Source organism: Sphingobacterium sp. xlx-96, assembly GCF_011007365.1.
Taxonomy (GTDB): Bacteria; Bacteroidota; Bacteroidia; order Sphingobacteriales; family Sphingobacteriaceae; genus Sphingobacterium; species Sphingobacterium luzhongxinii.
In genome coordinates this window covers 180,500-201,163 of the sequence record NZ_WFKM01000007.1, presented here as the reverse complement: position 1 = coordinate 201,163, position 20,664 = coordinate 180,500, and the positions used below count along the sequence as shown (strand labels likewise).

16 protein-coding genes are annotated in these 20,664 nt (G+C 39.1%); 3 read left to right on the top strand and 13 right to left on the bottom strand.

Features of this window, described 5'->3' with window-relative positions; translation table 11 throughout:
- Positions 1-66: 66 nt before the first annotated feature.
- Together G7B20_RS11010 and G7B20_RS11005 are read right to left on the bottom strand one after the other, a co-directional pair.
- The gene (locus G7B20_RS11010) at positions 67-981 is read right to left on the bottom strand and encodes a sugar phosphate nucleotidyltransferase (protein WP_164111197.1); all 915 of its coding nucleotides are present in this window, start codon (positions 979-981) and stop codon (positions 67-69) included.
- A 140-nt stretch (positions 982-1,121) separates the two neighbouring features.
- Complete coding sequence (locus G7B20_RS11005) at positions 1,122-2,669, bottom strand: helicase HerA-like domain-containing protein (RefSeq protein WP_164111195.1); 1,548 nt, start codon at positions 2,667-2,669, stop codon at positions 1,122-1,124.
- Between the two features lie 195 nt (positions 2,670-2,864).
- Here G7B20_RS11005 and G7B20_RS11000 point away from each other — a divergent pair, with 195 nt between their 5' ends.
- From G7B20_RS11000 to G7B20_RS10990, 3 genes are all read left to right on the top strand, one after another.
- On the top strand, positions 2,865-3,233 hold the full coding sequence (locus tag G7B20_RS11000; RefSeq protein WP_164111193.1) for a hypothetical protein: 369 nt from the start codon (positions 2,865-2,867) through the stop codon (positions 3,231-3,233).
- Between the two features lie 123 nt (positions 3,234-3,356).
- The gene (locus G7B20_RS10995; protein ID WP_164111192.1) at positions 3,357-4,952 is read left to right on the top strand and encodes a SulP family inorganic anion transporter; all 1,596 of its coding nucleotides are present in this window, start codon (positions 3,357-3,359) and stop codon (positions 4,950-4,952) included.
- A 71-nt stretch (positions 4,953-5,023) separates the two neighbouring features.
- Entirely contained in the window at positions 5,024-5,671 is a 648-nt protein-coding gene (locus G7B20_RS10990) for a carbonic anhydrase (protein WP_164111190.1), read from the top strand.
- A 64-nt stretch (positions 5,672-5,735) separates the two neighbouring features.
- Here the strand turns inward: G7B20_RS10990 and G7B20_RS10985 are convergent, their stop codons facing one another.
- From G7B20_RS10985 to G7B20_RS10935, 11 genes are all read right to left on the bottom strand, one after another.
- A complete protein-coding gene (locus G7B20_RS10985) occupies positions 5,736-6,917 on the bottom strand; it encodes an AGE family epimerase/isomerase (RefSeq protein ID WP_164111188.1) in 1,182 nt (393 codons plus the stop codon).
- A gap of 4 nt (positions 6,918-6,921) precedes the next feature.
- The gene (locus G7B20_RS10980; protein ID WP_164111186.1) at positions 6,922-7,860 is read right to left on the bottom strand and encodes a DUF4434 domain-containing protein; all 939 of its coding nucleotides are present in this window, start codon (positions 7,858-7,860) and stop codon (positions 6,922-6,924) included.
- Positions 7,861-8,535: a GDSL-type esterase/lipase family protein gene (locus G7B20_RS10975; protein ID WP_164111183.1), complete on the bottom strand. Its 675-nt coding sequence runs from the start codon at positions 8,533-8,535 to the stop codon at positions 7,861-7,863. It abuts the gene before it with no gap.
- A 6-nt stretch (positions 8,536-8,541) separates the two neighbouring features.
- Positions 8,542-9,225, bottom strand: a complete 684-nt coding sequence (locus G7B20_RS10970; protein WP_164111180.1) for a GDSL-type esterase/lipase family protein — start codon at positions 9,223-9,225, stop codon at positions 8,542-8,544.
- A 22-nt stretch (positions 9,226-9,247) separates the two neighbouring features.
- The gene (locus G7B20_RS10965) at positions 9,248-10,642 is read right to left on the bottom strand and encodes a DUF5009 domain-containing protein (protein ID WP_164111178.1); all 1,395 of its coding nucleotides are present in this window, start codon (positions 10,640-10,642) and stop codon (positions 9,248-9,250) included.
- Between the two features lie 15 nt (positions 10,643-10,657).
- Complete coding sequence (locus G7B20_RS10960; RefSeq protein WP_164111176.1) at positions 10,658-11,527, bottom strand: hypothetical protein; 870 nt, start codon at positions 11,525-11,527, stop codon at positions 10,658-10,660.
- An 8-nt stretch (positions 11,528-11,535) separates the two neighbouring features.
- The gene (locus G7B20_RS10955; RefSeq protein ID WP_164111174.1) at positions 11,536-12,717 is read right to left on the bottom strand and encodes a copper amine oxidase; all 1,182 of its coding nucleotides are present in this window, start codon (positions 12,715-12,717) and stop codon (positions 11,536-11,538) included.
- A gap of 15 nt (positions 12,718-12,732) precedes the next feature.
- Positions 12,733-13,668, bottom strand: a complete 936-nt coding sequence (locus G7B20_RS10950; RefSeq protein ID WP_164111173.1) for a DUF5017 domain-containing protein — start codon at positions 13,666-13,668, stop codon at positions 12,733-12,735.
- 17 nt (positions 13,669-13,685) lie between these two features.
- The gene (locus tag G7B20_RS10945; protein WP_164111171.1) at positions 13,686-15,512 is read right to left on the bottom strand and encodes a RagB/SusD family nutrient uptake outer membrane protein; all 1,827 of its coding nucleotides are present in this window, start codon (positions 15,510-15,512) and stop codon (positions 13,686-13,688) included.
- A gap of 11 nt (positions 15,513-15,523) precedes the next feature.
- Positions 15,524-18,688, bottom strand: coding sequence for a SusC/RagA family TonB-linked outer membrane protein (locus G7B20_RS10940; protein WP_240452868.1), 3,165 nt, complete (start codon positions 18,686-18,688; stop codon positions 15,524-15,526).
- Positions 18,689-18,812: 124 nt separating this feature from the next.
- On the bottom strand, positions 18,813-20,663 hold the full coding sequence (locus tag G7B20_RS10935) for an FAD-dependent oxidoreductase (RefSeq protein WP_164111167.1): 1,851 nt from the start codon (positions 20,661-20,663) through the stop codon (positions 18,813-18,815).
- Position 20,664 lies beyond the last annotated feature (1 nt).

The following is a 20,664-nucleotide window of genomic DNA, read 5'->3' as shown; positions in this document are numbered from 1 at the left end:
AGACAAATAAAAAAAGGAGCTACCTCAAAAAGACAGCCCCTTTCGGAAGAATCAAATTACTATTTACTAAAAAAGTTTTTCTGGGTAAGCCCCCGCAGCTATAAGTTTAGAAATACTCTCCTGCACAATAGGTTTATCTTCTGAATAAGTAACCCCAAACCATTTGGACGATGTTGGAATTACCTTAAAGTCTGCGATACCATGTCTAACCATATAATCCGGTACTGATGGAATGAAAAATTCAGCTTTTAGATTCTCGGCATTCTCGTCTACAAATTTAGGAAACATAGATAACGCTACTTCAAACACTTTAGGCGTAAATCCCCAAAAATTCATAGATACTCGCGTATCAGGAGCAAGTTCTGTTTCGACCCCACCCTCTTCGTATACTATTTTCTTATTTCCTTCAGCATCCGCCTTATAATATATATTTGTACGTTCGGTGACGCTGTCCATATTTCCGTCGGCAGACACTTCACAAACACCTCTAGAAACATAACCATAATCAGACATCGTATTCCCAACTTCAAATCCCATCAACGACATATGAGTATCAGACACTTCCATATTCAGGAAGTATGCCATCTTTACAAAGGCATCCGTACCATAAAAATCGTCTGCATTAATTACACAAAAAGGCTCATTGATAAGGTCTTTTGCACTAAGCACGGCGTGTGCCGTACCCCATGGCTTTGTGCGCTCGATAACTCGATCAACACCAAATTTTGTCAGATCAAAATCCTGGAAAGCATAATCGACATCAATCAGCCCTTTAAACTTAGCATCAAATTTCTCCCGCATGATATCTTCAAACTCCTTACGAATAATAAAGATTACTTTCCCAAATCCAGCGTGTATAGCGTCATATATAGAATAATCGATAATAGTCTCACCATGAGGGCCAAAACTATCCACCTGTTTCAACGATCCATAACGACTAGCCATACCAGCTGCTAAAACTAACAAAGTAGGTTTTCCCATAATATGTAATATAGTAATTGCTTTTTTAAAATTGCCACAAACCTACATAAATTCACTTTTATGTGCAATATAATTGTCTCATATAAATGAATTTATGTAGCTCCCAAACCATTTGGAACTTTCTCTAAAAGGAAATTGTATTACTTCCTTTTAAAGAAGGCATTTAGCAAACCAGATGCCAACTTTCCGATCAACTTAACTCCCTCTCTCGCCAATGTACGACTCGCTTGAGTCTGTGCTGCTTCAAGAGGTGTTTGTCTTCTAGAACTTGTCGTGGCGGACCTACTAGCCTCCTTCTGTGCTTGTTGACGGGCCTGCTCCTCCTCCTTGGCCCGATTGGCGGTCAATAACCTCTCCTCTAATACCTCAGAAGCCGTACGTCTTTCTACCCGTTCCTGATATTTTGCAAAAAAGGACGACGCCTTGACGAGCTCCTCGTAATGCGTTGCTGCACATGGCCCCATAACGGCCCTTGCGGGCACCAAGTGAGTTGCCACAACTTCAGTAGGAATTCCTTTATCATTGAGTACCGTGACCAACGCTTGTCCAGTACCTAAGGATGTCAACACTTTGTCTATTTGATAGAACGTCGAAGTTGGATAAGTCTTTACCGTCTTACGCAAATTCTCAGCATCATTCGGTGTAAATGCTCTTAGTGCATGTTGTATGCGATTACCCAATTGGCCTAAAACACTCTCCGGAATATCCGTTGCTGCCTGAGTACAAAAGAACACCCCAACGCCCTTTGAGCGTATCAAACGAACAATTTGTTCGATTTGCGTTAAGAATGCCTTTGATGCGCCATTAAACAACAAATGGGCTTCATCAAAAAAGAAAACTAACTTGGGTTTATCCAAATCCCCAACTTCGGGCAATTTCTTAAACAATTGCGCCAATAAGCTTAATAAAAATGTAGAGAAAAGTTGGGGTTGGTCTTGAATATCAGAAATATTCAAAAGTGAAATAACACCTTTTCCATCGACTTTACCAAATAGATCATTAATATCAAACTCCTTTTCTCCAAAAATATGCGATACCCCCTGTTGCTCTATGGCTACTATTTTTCGCAATATTGCACCTGAACTGGCTGTACTGATACGCCCATAATCCGCCTTAATTTCATCTGCGCCTGGTCCATCAGAGAGATAGCTCAGCAGGCGCTTTAAGTCCGTAAAGTCTACCACTGGCAGTTGCGTATCTTCTGCATATTTAAAAATAGCACTCAACACCCCCGATTGTGTATCATTTAAATCCAAAATTCGAGACAAAAGTACTGGACCAAAATCCTCGACAGTGACGCGCATTGGTGCCCCCAGCTTGCCACTCAACGAAAATAATTCTACAGGAAACTCTGCCGGCTCAAAAGGTATACCTACAACTGCACCCCGCTCCACCAACGCGTCGTTAGTCTTCCCTGCTTCTGCTAAGCCTGAAAGATCCCCCTTTACATCCAACATAAAAACAGGAACTCCTGCATCAGAAAGTTGCTCTGCCATCAATTGCAGTGTCCGCGTCTTACCTGTACCTGTTGCCCCCGCTATCAGGCCATGACGATTCATCATCTTCAACGCCAGATTCACTTTAGCATCGGTTACTATCTCTCCATCTAATATGCCAGATCCTAATTGGATAAAAGCCCCTTTAGGATTATAAGAGGATACGACTTTATCTATAAACTGTTGTTTCATGTTGTCAACAAATTTGAATTTGTACGATCGAATTTATAAATAATCGATCAATAAATTGAATAAAAATACATTTCAAAACCTTCGTAATTATCACAATGTTAACAAAACGGCTACTATTAACAAGTTTTGTAATTTTTTTATAAAAAAATTACAAGGAACAATGTGTTTGCAAATTTTTATTCTACTTTTGTCAAAGTGAAATTGAAAGAGAACATAGACATGTTTAGTAAAGCAAAAAGAATAATATCTGCCAAGATTTGTTTTTTTGTCTTCTTTACGAAGATGCTGATCTCTGCTAGCCCTATGTTTATCGATATTTTAGACAAGGGTACAATTTTACAAGTTGTCATGCAACTTGAAGTCGAACTCACTGCAAAAGGATCTAATAGCAATAATGAAGATTTACACGAACATAGTGTTAAGGTCTTCAAACCTGATGCGATAGATTATCTATCATTCAATCCTTCTATTGAAAACAATGGGAAACAGCGCAATTATCTGCGCAATGAAAAAGATATCTGCAGCTACCACCCTTCTGTTCCAACGCCGCCTCCTAACTGTTAAATTCAATACCAAGTAACGTTTAGCAACACTGTTATTCTGTATCTCTTTGATATAGGGTAAAAATTTCATGTGTTCTACGTTTAGAATTTATCGAAAATAAGTTAAAATTTAGTTTAAAAAATTATGTTAGGAACACGTATGTCCGCTTTTCTCAAATTATCGAAAAGGGACTTAAAATATGATTTCCCTGCAAGTATTGTGGTATTCTTGGTGGCCTTACCGTTATGTCTCGGTATTGCAATGGCGTCAGGAGCACCTCTCTTTGCTGGGGTATTAACAGGGGTGATTGGTGGTATTGTAGTAGCTTCTATTTCTGGATCTCAACTCAGTGTAAGTGGCCCAGCAGCGGGCTTGACTACAATTGTCTATGGTGCTATTCAACAATTAGGGGCTTATGAGACCTTCTTATTGGCCGTCGTTATAGCTGGTATTGTACAGTTGATGTTAGGAATCATCAAGGCCGGAATGATTGGAAATTTCTTCCCTTCCTCCGTTATTTTAGGGATGTTGACAGCAATCGGTATTACAATCATATTAAAACAACTACCACTCGCTTTTGGTATGACTGAAGCACATGCTTTTGAAATGGAAAATGGAGGTGGGATAGCTGTGTTTACAGACACCGTATTTGCCGCTATTAATTGGGGCGCTACTATTATCTGTTTGTTATCGCTTGCTATATTAATTTACTGGCCTACTTTCAAGGGGCTCAATAAATTACCTGCTCCACTTGTTGTCGTTATTCTAGGAGTTGGTCTCGGTTTTGCTTTCCAAGGTACATCCCTATCGCTTCTTACTGGATCTACACATTTCGTATCCATTCCCACAGTATCTTCCTTTCAAGAGTTTACAGGCTTGTTCGTATTTCCTGACTTCACACAGATATTGAATGGAGACGTTTGGATGGTAGCTGTAACAATCGCCATAGTCGCTAGTTTAGAAACTCTGCTGAGTCTTGAGGCAGTAGACAAACTAGATCCATTCAAAAGAAATTCACCCACCAACCGAGAACTTGTGGCACAAGGTGTTGGTAATATGACTTCTGGTTTGTTGGGAGGTATCCCTATGACATCTGTAATTGTACGTTCATCTGCAAATGCTAATTCTGGAGGACGCACTCGTCAATCGGCGATACTTCATGGAATATGGCTATTACTCGCTTTATTGGCCATCCCTATGATTATTAATCTTATTCCTTTAGCCTGTCTGGCGGCGATTCTCTTACATACAGGATATAAACTTGCTAAACCGACGTTATTTAAACAAATGTACAACAAAGGTTTGGATCAATTCATCCCATTTATAGTTACTGTAATAGCTATCGTAGCAACGGATTTACTAAAAGGAGTAGGTATTGGAATTTTGGTATCTACATTTTACATATTCAGAGCAAATATTCAAAACGCATTCATTTCTAATATTTCAAAAGATTCTGGTTCGGATGAAATGAATAATGAGAAAGCTGTTATAACCTTAGCAGAGGAAGTTACTTTTCTCAATAAAGCCGCTATTCAAAAGCAGCTTTATGGTCTTCCTAAGACGGTCCAATCTATCGTCATTGATGGAACAAAAAGTAAATTTATTGATAAGGATGTAATAGAGGTGATCAAAGATTTTGAGCAAAATGCACTAAGTAAAGGATTAAAAATTAATCTTAAGGATATTACTTACAAAAAGAAGATATATTCAAAAAAACAAAAACTGCAGAAAGTGGTTTAAGATTAACACAATTTAAGGATAAATGCTGTACCTTGGTTCCGTTTAAGCGGTCCATAAACAATAATAATAAAATGGAAAATAAAGAATTAGAATTAGGATTTCAAAAAATATTAGAGGGTAACAAAGACTGGGTAAACTTTGTCAGCAAAGACCAAACAGGTCGTTTTCAACAACTTGCAAAAGGACAAAATCCCGAAATTTTATGGATTGGCTGTGCAGATAGCCGGGTTCCTGCCAACGAAATTACAGGAACAAAACCTGGAGAGGTTTTCGTACACCGTAACATCGCAAATATGGTAATTCATTCGGATATGAGCATGTTATCTGTACTCGATTATGCGGTAAATGTATTAAAAGTAAAGCAAGTTATTATTGCGGGACATTACGGTTGTGGGGGGGTTGCTGCATCTTTAAGCCGTAAACAATTTGGTATCATAGACAACTGGTTATGCCACATCAAAGATGTTTACCGTATCCATGCAACAGAAATCGATGCGATCACAGATCATGACAAGAAAGTAGATCGCTTGATTGAATTAAATGTAAAAGAACAGGTATTCAATCTATGCACCACTTCTATCATACAGAATGCGTGGAAAGAACGAGATGATCTTGCCATACACGGCATGGTTATTAATATAGGTACCGGTGAATTAACAGATTTAGGCTGTACCTTTACAAGTAACGATGAACTAGGTGATATTTTCTCTTATAAATAAGAAGCCGTCTTAAAAAAGGCGATGGAAAAATATTCATCGCCTTTTATTTTGAACTGATTTTTTATCAAACGATTTCCTGCTTAACCTCAACCCCAGTCTTTTGCAGCGTAGTGTACACCTTAAACAAAGCCCTAGGCACATGAAAACAGCCTTTCCATTTCCCTCCTTTAAGCGAAAGTAATGGCTCTCCTTGACGATTAAGGTATCCGTACCACTCGCCGTATTGTGGATCTGAAAATTTGTCAAATGAATATTGATCCAGACGCTCGAACCATTCTTTACATTTAAGATTTCCTGTATATGCATATCCTTTAGCCATACACACTAATGCCTCAAGATGCACCCACCACAATTTCTGATCCCACTCCAATTGCTGTAATGGTCTATTTAAAATATCTTTAAAGTACAATATTCCATCATGCTTCTCATCCCAACCATATTCTAGAGCACGTAAACCAATATCAACACATTTTTGCATCAGCAACGCATCATCTTTACGGGAGGCCAGATCCATCATAAACCACATCGCTTCGATGATGTGCCCCGGATTAACTAACCGGCCTTCGAAACTATCGGAAAAGCTCCCGTCCAAATGAACACTTTCCATGATAAGGCCTGATTCCTCTTGATAAAACACATCCATAACTTCATGAATAACCTTATCAATCAACTCATCTACAATTTTGTTCCCGACTATATGCTCAAGCTCTAAGGATAAATTACTTAATATCATAGGTAGCGCGAATCCCTTAAGTGATCTCGTACCTGGATATCCTTTATCATATTTACCTTTAGGATTATCCTGGCGTTCGAGAATTCTCTTGAAGGTATCGTGAGCTACCTGACCGTATTCATCTACACCTGTTGTTTTGTATAATGATGCTAATCCCATCGTCGCAAAACAGTCCGAAAAAATATTATAGGGTTGTACAAGAGGTCGCCCGACTCTATCTAAAGAAAAATACCAATCACCTTTTTCATCCCTACCATTATCTAAAATGAATCTAGCACCTTGAATAGCCATATCCTTCCAGACCTCTTTTTGCTCCACCTGATTATAGAGCGTAGATAATGTCCAAATCTGCCGTCCCTGTAACCACATAAACTTATCTGTGTCAAATACAGAACCTTCTCTATCCAAACAGGTCAAAAATCCACCATACTGCTCATCATTAGAGTATTTTACCCAAAAAGGCATTACGTTCTCAAGTAGTTCACGTTTATATTTTTCAACAAATCTTTCCATTCCTTTATTTGCTCAGTGCTCCTATATATTCTTTATATCTATTGTACAAATGTCCTGCTTGCAGGTATGCAGATTGCGGGCTCATAAAATGAGAAAATTCAAATGTAATAGCCTTATCATACCCAGCCCTTCTAGCTGCTTCCAGTTTAAGTCTTAATTTTTCAAACTTAATGGGTAAAAACTTAATGGGCATGTCCCTATCAAAAGATTCAGCATTTGTCCAACATTCCATCCCGTATTTATCGGCAAGCTTTTTATTGATACTAAAAAAATCTTCCAGCTCATGATAATCTATATGCCCATCCTGAAATGCAACCGCATCTACCGATGTATGTATTTCATCAAAAATTTCGTTCCATTCCCGTTCATGTTCCTGGAGTGATACTACATCCGTTTTTGTTAATGAGGAAGATGCAGCCATCACTGCTTTTTTACCGTCTATCCACGGTGAAATGAATGTCGGCAGACCTCGACTAACAGCTTTACACTGCTCTCCTAGAATACGAAAAGCACTTGCAGCTCCTTTGGTTTGACGACTTATCTCCATACTTAAATACCAGCCTCCAAAGCTTTTGTACTTACCGTACTTTGCCCACACTTCATCGATTACAAAACGATTGGCATCAATCTCATGCTGCATATCTCCCGTATCCCAATATTTTCCACTATCATATAGGCCGAAGAAAAATTTCATATCATGTTTATCGGCTAACTGAAGAAACATTTCAACCAGGTCGACAGGCGGTTCATAACAGCCCATTTTATCGATCAATAACGGTGAAGGGTATGTAATAAACCTCCGGTAACCACTGCGAATTAAAATAACAGTATCAATACCTACCGCCTTCATATAACCAAAATCGCGATCCCATTCTTCCCTTCCCCAATTTTGATGTGGGATATCATGGCTGATTTCATCCAAAAAAGTTCCTGTTATCTTCATCTATAAATATTTATTTGCTTTTAAATAATCCACCCATTTAATATAAGCGTCTGTATTGATGTGGATACCATCCATTGTAAACTCCTTCATCAATACATAGTCTTTTGCTAGTACAGATTTGACATCTACATATACCAAACTATACTTATTCACAAGTTCTAAAATCCCTCTATTGAGATCTCTTACCAGTTGCTCCTTGTTCAAAAGATAATCGTATTTAAGTACAGTCTCGTTCAGTGGTAATGTACTTTGAACATATATTTTCGTTTTAGGGCTTTCTTTCTGAATGATACGAATAATCTCTTCATAGTTCTCTAAGCTCCAGGTTGTCGGCAGCCCACGGCCTACATCATTGATCCCCATCATAAGAAAAATTTTCTTAGGTTTTGAAGCAATCGCTCCTTTGATGCGGGCCTTCATCCCAAAGGTATTATCGCCACCGATCCCTCTGTTTCCAACGCTATATTTACGACCAACCAATTCCTGCCAAGGCCCTCTTTCTGTTATACTGTTACCAAAGAAAACCACATCATACTTTACAGCTTTCAGTTCTTGATACAACTTTTCACGACTTTCATAATACCAGTTATTATACGTACTATCTTGCGATTTATCTTGAGCAAAAACAGACAAACTACCTAATACTCCCAATACGGCCATTACAATCTTCTTCATACCTATTTATAACGCTTTTATATCTTTCAAATAATTTACAAGATCAACATACGCTGCCACCTCGAGATGAATACCATCGGGTGTGATTTCTGGTTTCAGATTCCCTTGTTTATCGGCGACCACTTTATGTAGATCAACAAACTGAATGTTCTTGTCAGACTTCGCCAAAAGCTTCAAACCATCATTCAATTTTGAAACATCAGCATTAGTAACCGACTTAAAAGATTCAATCAGTTTTTCAGGATGAATCGGAAGAATACTGTTCAAATAAATTCTTGTTTTGGGAGATTCCTTTTGTACACGGCGAACTATACGCTCATAATTCTGAATGATATTACTAGTAGGTATTCCTCTTTTTAAATCATTTACACCAATCATCAAAAACAACTTTCGCGGCTGATGTCTTAATACCTCATCCAATCTTGCTAATACTCCATAGGAAATATCTCCGCTAATACCTCGATTCAATATCGGTAACTCCGGCGCAATATCATTCCATTTCCCTGCATCAGTTAAACTGTTTCCCAAGAAAATAATTGCCCCTCTTAATGTTGGCATTTTCCGATATTGCTCTAATCTTTCGGTATACCCACTAAAGACATAATTACTATCAATACTTGTCGCTACCTGCGCTTTTGCCAGCATGTTAATCAGCAAAAACACAATTACTAATACACTTTTTATACTCATTAGATTACTCTCCGATTCTTCTTTACGATCTCCAAAACCATTTCTTATTCGTAGCGTAGTTAGTCACTACCACCATTAAAAATATATAAACGAAAGTCCTTACCAAGGCCAGATAAGGATTTATCTCTGTCAGTGAATCAAACAGCGGTAAAACCTGAAACAACCCTAATACCGGGGTTATAAAAAAAGCAGATACACAATAAGCGATCATTGGATTCTGTCCATTCTTGACTACAGATGAGACTATCATGTTTTTAGGGTAGCATTTTGTCAAGTAGTCACAGACTATATAGAATAAAAATGCCAGACCACTAGTCAAAAACCAATAACTGAAAGAAGAAGGATCTTTTTTTATACCACCATCTAAAGGCTCAAAAAATAAGGCTATGCTGGAAAAAGCCAAGCCCCAACCTACTAATATTTTATAGAAAGCAAATTGACTTTCTTTGTTCTTTCTAAAGAATAGATAAAACAATACGGCAAATACCACATGTCCTAATAAATTGACATGTAGTAGTCGCATGTATAATGTCACCACATGGAATACCACAAATGCAAAGCTAAGTACAGCCAATAAACGGGCCTTAGAGCGTTCATCATTGGTAAATATCTGATTGGTGATATCTTTATAGCTAATCAACAAATCACCCAGTATAGATCCTGGAAGAACAATACAGAGGTACTTCAGAAAAGAAAAGTTATAAAACCACTTTAAATCAGGATGAAAGTTCCACACATAGGAAGTCCAGCTCCCCGCAATATCCTTCGTGAACCAAATACCCATAAATGCGACAAGGATAGCGATACGCATTAGAAAACTGTTAGCTGTCAACAACCAAAACAAGGAACCAAATACAGCCATATTTGCCAAGACCAAAATGATAATATTGTTTTTGGACTTATCAAAGGCATTACCAAGAACTTCGCTGTGATAATAAATCAAACCCGCGAAAATTAGAAACCCAAGTAACTGTATTCCGTTCTTTTTCAGTCTTGAACCTCCAAAGCGCAGAAAGACAAGAAAGAAAGCACCAAAAGCGACCAAAGCACTGACATAATTCACCCATTTCTCGGCCTTCAAGTTATCAGGTGTAAGATAGGCCAACATAAGCGCAAAGAATACTAATAACAGCCCCCTCCTAAGTAACCCTACCACAATTACAGCGTACTGTTTTGACTCCAATTTTCCGCGCAGCGCCAAAGGAAACGCAGCCCCCATAGCAAACAAGAAAAATGGGAACACTAAATCTACCCAAGTTATACCTGGATTATTGGGATTAAATTTAAAATCTGGAGGACCGACCTGCGCATGATACATCCAAGCAGGAAAATCGTTTGTCCATGGTATTACTGCGGCCAATACCATACCGATTATGGCAACACCACGCAATAAATCTATGCTATAGTTCCTTTTCATCGTATTATATTAAAACTACGATCCACTAATATGTACAACCTCCGCCCCTTTTGATTTTTCATCTACAGAAGCGTCAACCTTGAAGAACTGCTGTTGTGGACAGTTCATTTCTGTATACCTACCATCGTGAAAAGGAGTTTTTACAACTTTACCTTTTTCATAACGCAAAAGATCGGTATGGAGCCATTTTCCCATACTTACTTTAGTTGTAGTAGGCTGGACAGGTTTACCTTCATTTCCCATTTGATCAATCGCATTTACCCGTTTAAACTCACCAAGGCCGTCTAACGTGTAACCGGCACATTCAAAAGTCGTCTCATACTTCTTTCCTGCACCTTCAATGACAAATTTCACCAGTCCTTTCCCAACCGTTTCGATTGACATAAAAACCTCTTCTCCTGGGTACCAATAATAATCTTTTGTAGCCGGACCGTTTAAGAATACGGCTTGTTGACCTGATTTGTGAGAGGCTCTCCTTAAAAAAGGACGAAATGCAACCCGTGCGTCAGATATATTGCCTTTTTCATCCTTTATGACCTCCCAACTCAAACCAATATCCGTCTCCTGCCCATCCACATGTCCACCCAGATAAATGGATGGATTATCAAGAAACTGTTGCTCTTTCTTTGGATTTTTTCGGGTCTGGTCAAAAGTAATCTGTGGCAATACCACCGTCCCACTAATCCCAACCCAATGATCTACACTAGAGACCAACTTACGGTAATAAGCCCCCTGAAAACAAGGTTTGCTCGCTACAGGTTTAACCTCATTTGGAAAATACTTAGACAATTCTTGTGGCAACTCAGGCTTTACAACTTCCATCTTCTTTGCAGGCGCACAGGAGATACACAAACCAATCGTTACGGCAAATAAGAGATTCTTCATATTCCGAACTATAGATCTATTGGGACCAAAATCAATGGCGTTGGTAAACAGGAAGCCCCAGGAGGCGAATAGGTAAAATTAATCTCCTGAACCTCTTTTGACGGGTCTGCCTTATATATTTCCACTAAGATAAGCTCAGGTGCCGCTTTTGTAATTAAAGCATCGCTAGGTAGCTGTCTAATAACTTTTTTACCATTATTATCAAACAGTTCCATCGCCAATCCCATTCCTCCACACCATTTATTATCTGCTGAACGTGAATTCCAAGTGACCAATGCTAATGCTTTGCCGTCTGTACTTTTCCACTTTATCTTCGTGTTGTACAAAACGCCATAATTACCCGCATTCCGTGCATATGCTTTAGCTTCGCCTATTGTTCCTTCTATCCAAGGGTCATCTTTTCCATCCGCTATAATAAGTTGAGTAATACCAGATTTCGTGTCCAAAGTATCCTTACTCGCGACAGCATAGTTAGATGTACCGAAAAGTCCTCGCCCAGCATTACCATGACTATGTGGTATAACATTTTTGATTCGAGCAAATGCCTTAGGTCCGCTGATCTCTGGAGCAGTCTGCAGCACAGAAATCTGAGCTGGCTGATCCACTACAAATTCATAAAAGCCATGTACCAACTCATCATACGCTACAATATTTTTCTCTAATTGTTCATCTATAGCGATCACCTCACCAGGTTTAACCTGCCGCACGTTCTTAGTGACATTAGAGGCGAAATAGTCTTCTAAGCCCTGTTTACCCACCTGAAAATAATTTGTACTTGGTTTTTGAGAGGAATATTTCAGCATACGCAGAGACATTACTTCTGTCCCCGTATTCTTGATAACAGCAGTAATTTTTCTTTTAATTTTTTGAGGTTCTTTTACTCCATTAACATTATACACATATAAACGTACAGCTCCAGGCACGACATTTTCCTGTAATGCAATAGCTTCTGGCACTCGGATATACTCAGGATCATCAGATATAATAAACTGAGGACCTGGCATAACCGTTTTGTTAAACTCAATCTTAGGAAAATCAGTTCTTAGAAAACCATCTAGCTTTAAAATACTGCCAACTTTTCCTGCTTTAATATCGCGCTGCTGTTTAACAGTCGCTTCAAATGTTTGTCCCAAGAGTGTACACGACAGAAATGATACACCCAATACGGTCAACAAAAGTCTCTTCATCATATATAATTTTAATGTCTATTTTACTACTATTACCAATTCTTTTACGATTTCTTTCTCGCCGTGGCTGTTTACATTCTTGGCTACAAAAGTCACCGTATAACTACCTGACTCTTTAAAAGCATATCGGAATCTTCTCCCCATCTTGTCAATTGCGGCTTTAATTGTCTGCGGTTTATCTGGTTTAATGGCTGTTGGACTAAAAGGTGCCGTAATTATCCAATGTAAATGAGGCTCAAGGGTACTATTAGGTGTAAAAAACAGATAAGGATCCGACGTCCTAATCGTCCAATAGCTTGTGTTTTCAGGCTTTAAAACAGCACTGATAATTGGCACAGGCTTCCAACCTGCAGTTAATACATTAGCGATTTCATTGGCCTCACCTTGCTCTGTAACAGATTCTAGTTTAAAAATAGGCAATCTCCATGTCCGTCCCGCCGTTGCTGCCGTTGCTGCCGCCTGACTTTCATAGCGATATCCAAAATAAATAGGCTTGCCTGGAACGATATATTCAGTAAGGTTGATAGGTCCAGAATTGGTATTTCCAGCCGCTATACCACCCGGGGTAGCTGTGGACCACTCAAACTTATCCGTTATATCAATCCAATCCTCTTCATGGATATTTTCAGCATTATAAATACCTGAAAACTTAGTGGAGACCAAAAGCTTTAAATTATTTTGAACGGCATACAATACCCGTGACGCAATTGTTAATTGTATCCCCAGCCCTTCAGCTTCCGTCCGTGCGCGATTCACATATTCCTGTCCCTTCTCGCCAGAATAAAAAGAAATGATATCTGCACTTCCATTAAAGTTAAAAGACACCGAATCACCCATAGCAACCTCTAGTTTATCTGCATTAACATCAAAGTTAATATCATTTGGTTCGTCTTTTTGACAAGCGGTCAACGCTATACAACAAATCAAAGCGTATATACCTCGTATTTTTTTCATAATCATAGAAATTAATTTTACCATCCTTTATTCTGAATAGCAGCCCTATTTAATTGCATTTCACGAGATGGGATAGCCAACAATGTATCTTTAGAAGAAATATTATTACCATGCCTTGCAGCATATATATAGGCCTGGGCCGCGGTACCTTCTATGTGTCCTGCTACGATACGCATAGTTGAGATATAATTACCCCAGCGCACCAAATCAAATCTTCTTAGTCCTTCAAACCCAAGTTCCAAAGCTCTTTCTTTGCGTATAGCATCCCGAAACGAAACATCCGTATCTGTGTCATCCTTCGCCAGGTCAGCATTAGCAGAAGCGCGAGGCTCCATTTCTACCGTTACAACAGCCCCGGAGCCTGTTCCCGAAAAAACTATCGTTGGACTGGACGTATAACCCACACCGGGATTTATCACCACTATATTGGTGATCTTACCTCCAGAAACGAGCGCCCTAGCTTCAGCGCCGTATCCACCTCCACCTACTATATTCACTTGTGGTTCTTCCGTATATCCTGCCCCTCCATTGCTGATACTTATAAAGCGAAGACCAGACCCCAATGACTTCCCGTAAGCCCTCCTTCGAACTAAATTCACATATGCTATAGACTGGTCAGTCGGTCCATTTATCTCATTATCTGCTTCGGCAAACATCAACAGAACATCCGAATACCGTAACAACGGAAAGTTGATTGTCGTCGTTCCGTTAAACTTAGGTTGCGTCGGTTCAAATTCTCTTCTCCATTTGGCATCCATTCTATTATAGATCTGAGTCGCATTGTAATTATTCTTTAAAGCTCCTTGATAATAATACGAACTCATACTCCAATCTCTCCTCATATCTGGAGAATATGTCTGTCCTACTCCGTTAACCGTTTTAGTATAGTTTTCAAACATTTCAAAATAATACTGAGTCGGGTGCTTTGCTCCATAACTAAATCCCCAAGGTTCCGCAGCGGCTGCGATACCATTGATTGAACCAAGAGATCCCTCTTCCATTTGACCATCATTATATCGGTTAAACTCTACTTCCCAAATCGACTCTTTGGTATCATATTCGCCTTTGCACATTTTAATGAATACCTCTCTATAATCGATATTAAGATTATGGCTACCACTCATAATCACTTTCTCGGCCCATTTCTTAGCTTCAATATATCTCGATTTATCCTGTAGTGGATGACCAGCCATCTTCAAATTAACACGAGCCAACACACCCCATACCACCGATTTGGTAACACGTCCGGCATGTGGATAAGATGTGACCGGATTAACAAGCTCAGCCGCTCTTTCCATATCGGATACAATCTGAGCGTAAACATCCTTTACAGGAGTAAATTTCAAATCATTATCTGAAACAGAAGTTGTTGGCTGCAAACGCATTGGAATATCCCCCCAATAGTTCGTCAATAAAAAAAAATAATAAGCTCTTAAGAAAAGCGCTTGCCCTTCTACTGCTTTTCTTTTATCCTCAGCCATATCAGCTTTATCCAAATTGGCCAATAGTGTATTGGCACGATTTACCCCGTTATGCAAATAAATCCATAGATCAGTTAGCTTAAGATCAGAGGTATTATAGTTGAACAATGAGATATCCTGAGTCCAGCTAGACAAAGCAACAAAACTGTCATCGGCAATATCCAATTCGAAAAACAACGACCTTCCATATGTACCTGATTTCCCTAAAATATCATATACTCCAGCTAAGGCAACCTCTACTTCAGCTTCATTCCGAAAATATCCTTCAGGAGACAAAGTGTCTGAAGGAGTTATATCTAAAAACTTATTGCAAGAGCTCAATGTAAAAACAAAGGCTATGATAAATAAACATATCTTTTTCATACTACTATTATTTAGAATGTTGCTGATAATCCGAAAGTAATTGTACGTGTCCTCGGATATGCGGAAAAGTCAAAGCCCGGTGTCAAAGCCGAATTCCTTACGGAGACTTCTGGATCATATCCGCTGTATTTTGTAAAGGTGAATAGATTCTGAGCAGCTCCATAAATCCTTATCCCTTCAATCTTTGCTTTTTTCAACCATGGTTTAGGTAGCGTATAGCCTAATGACACCGTTTTCAATCTTAAAAAAGAACCATCCTCAACCACTCTCGTCGAATATGCTTTCATCGCTCCTCCTTTTATAGCCTGAACACCTGGTATATCTGAACCTTGATTTTCAGGACTCCAACGATCTGCATAAGAAGCCCATTGGTTATACCCATATTTATATGCAGATTCAAACATGATGCGATTGGCATTCAGTACGTCATTACCATAACTCCATTGCAAAAACACATGGAAATCGAAATTTTTATAGTTAAAAGTATTAGCAAAGCCACCAATATGTTTTGGAACTGGACTACCGATAATAGTTTTGTCATTTTCGTCTATGATATAGTCACCATTTAAATCACGATACTTAACGTCTCCTGGCTGTACATTTGTTCCTGACGCATTATTCGCCGTTACATCACTTTTCAAAATCCAAGCTTCGCCCACTTTGTTAAAATCTTCATATTGATATACACCATCGTATATCAATCCATAAAATTGGGCAATAGGACCATCAATTATAGCTGCATATCCAGGAATATTCTTCCAATCATCACCCCAGCTCTGACTTGTCAAAATATAATTTTGATTATCTGCTAGCGCTACGACTTTATTTCTATTAAAGGCGATATTAAAAGAGGAATTCCATGAAAAATTCTTGGTTTCAATTGGGGTATACGAAACGGAAATCTCCAGACCATGGTTAGATACCTTACCAATATTCTTTATTGACCTAAAATACCCTGTGTTTGGAGACATATCAGCATTCAACAACAAATCAGAAGTTTTCTTTTCATAAACATCAACTTCAAATTTTAACTTATCTTCAAAAAGCCCTAAGTTATATCCCAAATCAATTTGCTGAGTAGACTCCCATCTCAAGTTAGGATTTCCTATTGCAACATTCGCTAAACCAACCTGATATCCATCGCCAAATGTATAACCTGGATAATTGTTATAATAGTTAGCCACATCCGGATTCGCTGTTGCCATAGCCCGGTAGGAAGCGAAATTACTAATTGCATTATTTCCTGTTACACCATAAGAAACGCGAAGCTTGGAGCTCGAAATAAAAGGTATATTTTTAATAAATTCTTCTTTATCCATTTGCCAAGCAGCCGCACCAGAAGGGAAATAAGCCCAACGATTATTTCCTTGAAATCTTGAGGAACCATCTGCACGCAATGTTGCTGTAAATAAAAATCTATCAAATAATTTATAGTTCACACGACTTAAAAAAGAAGCTAATGTCCATTCTGACGAATAAGATGTAATGATATTAGGGATACCTTCATCCAAACCATTCAGTCCCAAACCTTCATTAGGAAGTAAAATAGAGCTACCTCCAAAAGCCCTTGATTTACCAGACTCAGCGGAGACCCCCACCATTACGTCAACATAGTGATTTTTATTAAATCTCTTATTGTAGGTCAATGTATTTGCATTCTGCCAACCCGAGCTTTGATAAAATGTTTTACCTCCACTTACTGCATAATTTGAAATAAATCCAGCGCGCGAGAATTTACCATTAAACACATCGTACTCCCTTGTCCCTGTATTATAACCACCCGTGATTCTTAGTTTGAGATTCTTTAAAATACTATATTCCAAATAACCATTTGCGTTAATATTACCACCATAGTTTTCCCTCAATTCATTCTGAGCGGTCAGCACCGGATTGAATGTATTGTTTGACCCCTGTTCAACCTCCGGATCGACGGGTTCATTGATCAGGTCTATGTCGGGGTTGGTTACCAACGGACGGAATGACCAAACACTGAATAACATATTGGTTTCGTTACTGTAACCACTTGTTGAGGTCGGACTTCCAAAATTTTTAACAAACGAATACGAAGCATTCATACCGACTTTCAATTTATCATTTACATCCTGATCCAGGACCAACTTACCCAACATCCTCTTAAAGCCTGAATTGATCAATACCCCATCCTGCCCCGTGTACGACATCGTCGCCGAATACTTGGTCTTATCAGTACCACCAGCCATATTAAGATAGTGGTTACTCATAGGGGCAATTCTTGTGACCTGATCCTCCCAATTGATTCCTTTTATTAGTTTATAATCCTCCATATCAATGAGCCCACCATCTAGGTACAGAGAATTTGTCCTTATAGGGTCAATTTCTTTTTGGAGTTTTACGAACTCATAGGGATTTAGCGAGGCCAATCGATTAGGGTTTTGTTGCCATCCCTGATAACCATTATATGTAATTGTAGGCTTTCCAATCCGTCCTCTCTTAGTCGTCACTATAATAACGCCATTCGCACCCCTTGCTCCATATATAGCCGTAGCGGAGGCATCTTTTAACACATCTATCGAAACGATATCATTTGGATCCAGTGTATTTATCGGGTTGATAGCCATATCAGCTGGTGATTCTAAAGGAAAGCCATCTACCACGAAAAGCGGATAATTACTCTGCGTTATGGAATTATTACCTCTGATGACAATATTAATATTTGATCCGGGCTGTCCTTCGGCCGATGTAACTTGAACTCCTGCTACCCGTCCTGCAAGTGCCTCGTCAAAAGTCTTTACAGGTGCCTTCTGCAGATCTTTTATATTGACACTACCTACTGAGCCTGTCAAGTCCTTGCGATCCACAGTACCATATCCAATCACAACAACTTCCTCAACTTCTTTGGCAATGTCTTCTAAAACAACCATAATATTTGATTGCGAACCTACAGTAATCGCTTTTGACTGAAAACCTATTCTAGAAAAGGTTAAGATCCTGTTGTCTCCTGTTATAGCAATCGCAAACTCTCCTTTTGCGTTAGAACTCGCTGCAGTCTTCGTGCCAGATACGGTGATAGAAACGCTTTCTAAAGGAATTTCTTTTGTATCCATCACGACCCCTTTCAACTGTCTTGTCTGCGCAAAAGTGCCCCCTATGCAGACAAAAAACATCAACAATCCCCAAAGAGATCTTTTTATAAACATATGTATACTAAATCCAATCATAAAATGGTTAAATTAAATTCACATTCTTATTTCTACTTTCCCTTGAACAGGGAACACTTAAATTTTCCACAGGTATTGCGCTATCCATTAACTTGTGTATCATCTAAAGTATATTACCTTTAAAGTCTATAGGTCTTTCAAACAGACCTAAATGACGCTCCAAAATTATAGCCGTCCATCGTCGATTTAAAAGTGTTGTTTCGTTTACTTGCGACGTATTTCCAGCTTCTTTTAGTATCAATTTCAACTCCTCAGTAGATAATTCCTTGCCCAAAGACTTAAACATTGCTTGTAGACCTTTCACCGTCAACGCGTCCCCTCCGGCTGTCCAATCGTTATTTAACTGAGGGTAGTACGTTCTCAATCCAAGCATTAATTCATACTCACTAATCTCCCTTTCCGGATAAAACCAAGTTTGATTTGCCCATTTATACGGTATCCCCATCCCTCTCAACACGCCGGTTGCACCAATTTTTTGGAGAATTGCAAAGTGACGATCGTTAACCGGAACATCTATATAAGGCATAATATAAGCCCCTTGTGCCAACAACGTAGACTGAACCTCTCTAATACTTACTTGAGAAGGTCTAATATCTTTTTGTGCGGCCAATGCGGCCAGTACACCAGAGGCCTGACCTATTCCCAACACTACAGGCTGTAGCCGCGTAGCACCATTGACAATATTGCTAACACCTATACTCTTTTCTGCCACGATAAGGCCTTCGTAATCTTTCGGAATTAGTGATCCCATAGGTACATTGTAAGAGGGGACCCGAATCTTAACAAAATCGATTTCAGGAGCATTACCATACTTGTAGTGATGGTGGTCAATGGTATAGTCTCCTACCACCACTCCTGTACGATAATACGCTTCAGGAGTCTCAAAAGGAGTCATGACATGTTGCAACGAAAACAACGACTTGGCTTGAAGTCTCCGGGATTCTCTGTGATAGGGAATCATAGGAAAACCGTCTTTGGTCGGGTATTCGCTAAAATCAATCCCTAAATGTCTAAAACCTAATTCTGCTTGGATATAATAGACAAATCGTAAAGTCATTTGCTTAGCTTCTTCCAATAATCTTGCTCTTTCAGAAGGCGTTTTTTCCACAATATTTAAATAGATGTCATTCCCTTTTTTAGGCCAATTGATCATAAACTTATTATTAGGAAGCCGCCCATAAGTTAACATCTTAAAACAATCGTTATTATCTTTAAGGAGAGTAGCCGGATCCGAAACATCACAACAGCCTGCAAACTCTTCCTTCGAATAATTTTTTGGTTTTTTTATGGTCTTATCCGTCCCTTTTCCAAAGTCTTTCAAAGTAATGACATAGGTAAGATCCTGTACAATATCATTTGCCTCTGCTAGCGCAAAAGGCTCATTAGTGAGCGACTTACTATCCATTCCGAGATAATAAGGGACTTTCAGCGATGCCATTACATCCCCCAATTCGGTTGCATCAATCAATACCTTTCCCTCAACGCTTACTTGTTTGCCTTTTTTATCCTTTGCGGTTACCGTCCATCCCTGAGTAGTCTTATTGGCTTTAGACCAAGTTGTCTCAAAGAGAACCTGTATATTCTTTTCCCTTTTTACCATTTCTTGGAGAATACTATTACCTACAGATGGTTCAAACAGGGTATTACTCACCCACCCTGTCTCAACAGCTTCTGGTCCTCCATAATAATCATACAACTTTTGGCGAAATTCACCCCAAAGCCCCGATGGTAAACGGTGGTTTCCGTCAATAGCAGACACGCCGGCCGAAGTTAGCATTCCCCCTAACCATACTGTTTCCTCTACAACGACGACATTGACACCAAGTCTTGATGCTTGAATAGCCGCCATGGTACCGCTAGCACCACCACCTATAATAATGACATCCGTTTTGGTCTGTGCGAACAACGCATTAACGAGGAAAATCGATAAAATAACTAAATAACATCTCTGCATT

Bases quoted from the DNA above. Each gene is read 5' to 3' on its own strand.
- G7B20_RS10960 (WP_164111176.1), bottom strand. From the start codon at position 11,527: ATGAAGAATCTCTTATTTGCCGTAACGATTGGTTTGTGTATCTCCTGT.
- G7B20_RS10955 (WP_164111174.1), bottom strand. From the start codon at position 12,717: ATGATGAAGAGACTTTTGTTGACCGTATTGGGTGTATCATTTCTGTCG.
- G7B20_RS10980 (WP_164111186.1), bottom strand. From the start codon at position 7,860: ATGAAGATAACAGGAACTTTTTTGGATGAAATCAGCCATGATATCCCA.
- G7B20_RS10975 (WP_164111183.1), bottom strand. From the start codon at position 8,535: ATGAAGAAGATTGTAATGGCCGTATTGGGAGTATTAGGTAGTTTGTCT.
- G7B20_RS10985 (WP_164111188.1), bottom strand. From the start codon at position 6,917: ATGGAAAGATTTGTTGAAAAATATAAACGTGAACTACTTGAGAACGTA.
- G7B20_RS10935 (WP_164111167.1), bottom strand. From the start codon at position 20,663: ATGCAGAGATGTTATTTAGTTATTTTATCGATTTTCCTCGTTAATGCG.
- G7B20_RS10970 (WP_164111180.1), bottom strand. From the start codon at position 9,225: ATGAGTATAAAAAGTGTATTAGTAATTGTGTTTTTGCTGATTAACATG.
- G7B20_RS11010 (WP_164111197.1), bottom strand. From the start codon at position 981: ATGGGAAAACCTACTTTGTTAGTTTTAGCAGCTGGTATGGCTAGTCGT.
- G7B20_RS10945 (WP_164111171.1), bottom strand. From the start codon at position 15,512: ATGAAAAAGATATGTTTATTTATCATAGCCTTTGTTTTTACATTGAGC.
- G7B20_RS10950 (WP_164111173.1), bottom strand. From the start codon at position 13,668: ATGAAAAAAATACGAGGTATATACGCTTTGATTTGTTGTATAGCGTTG.
- G7B20_RS10995 (WP_164111192.1), top strand. From the start codon at position 3,357: ATGTTAGGAACACGTATGTCCGCTTTTCTCAAATTATCGAAAAGGGAC.
- G7B20_RS10965 (WP_164111178.1), bottom strand. From the start codon at position 10,642: ATGAAAAGGAACTATAGCATAGATTTATTGCGTGGTGTTGCCATAATC.
- G7B20_RS11005 (WP_164111195.1), bottom strand. From the start codon at position 2,669: ATGAAACAACAGTTTATAGATAAAGTCGTATCCTCTTATAATCCTAAA.
- G7B20_RS10940 (WP_240452868.1), bottom strand. From the start codon at position 18,688: ATGTTTATAAAAAGATCTCTTTGGGGATTGTTGATGTTTTTTGTCTGC.
- G7B20_RS10990 (WP_164111190.1), top strand. From the start codon at position 5,024: ATGGAAAATAAAGAATTAGAATTAGGATTTCAAAAAATATTAGAGGGT.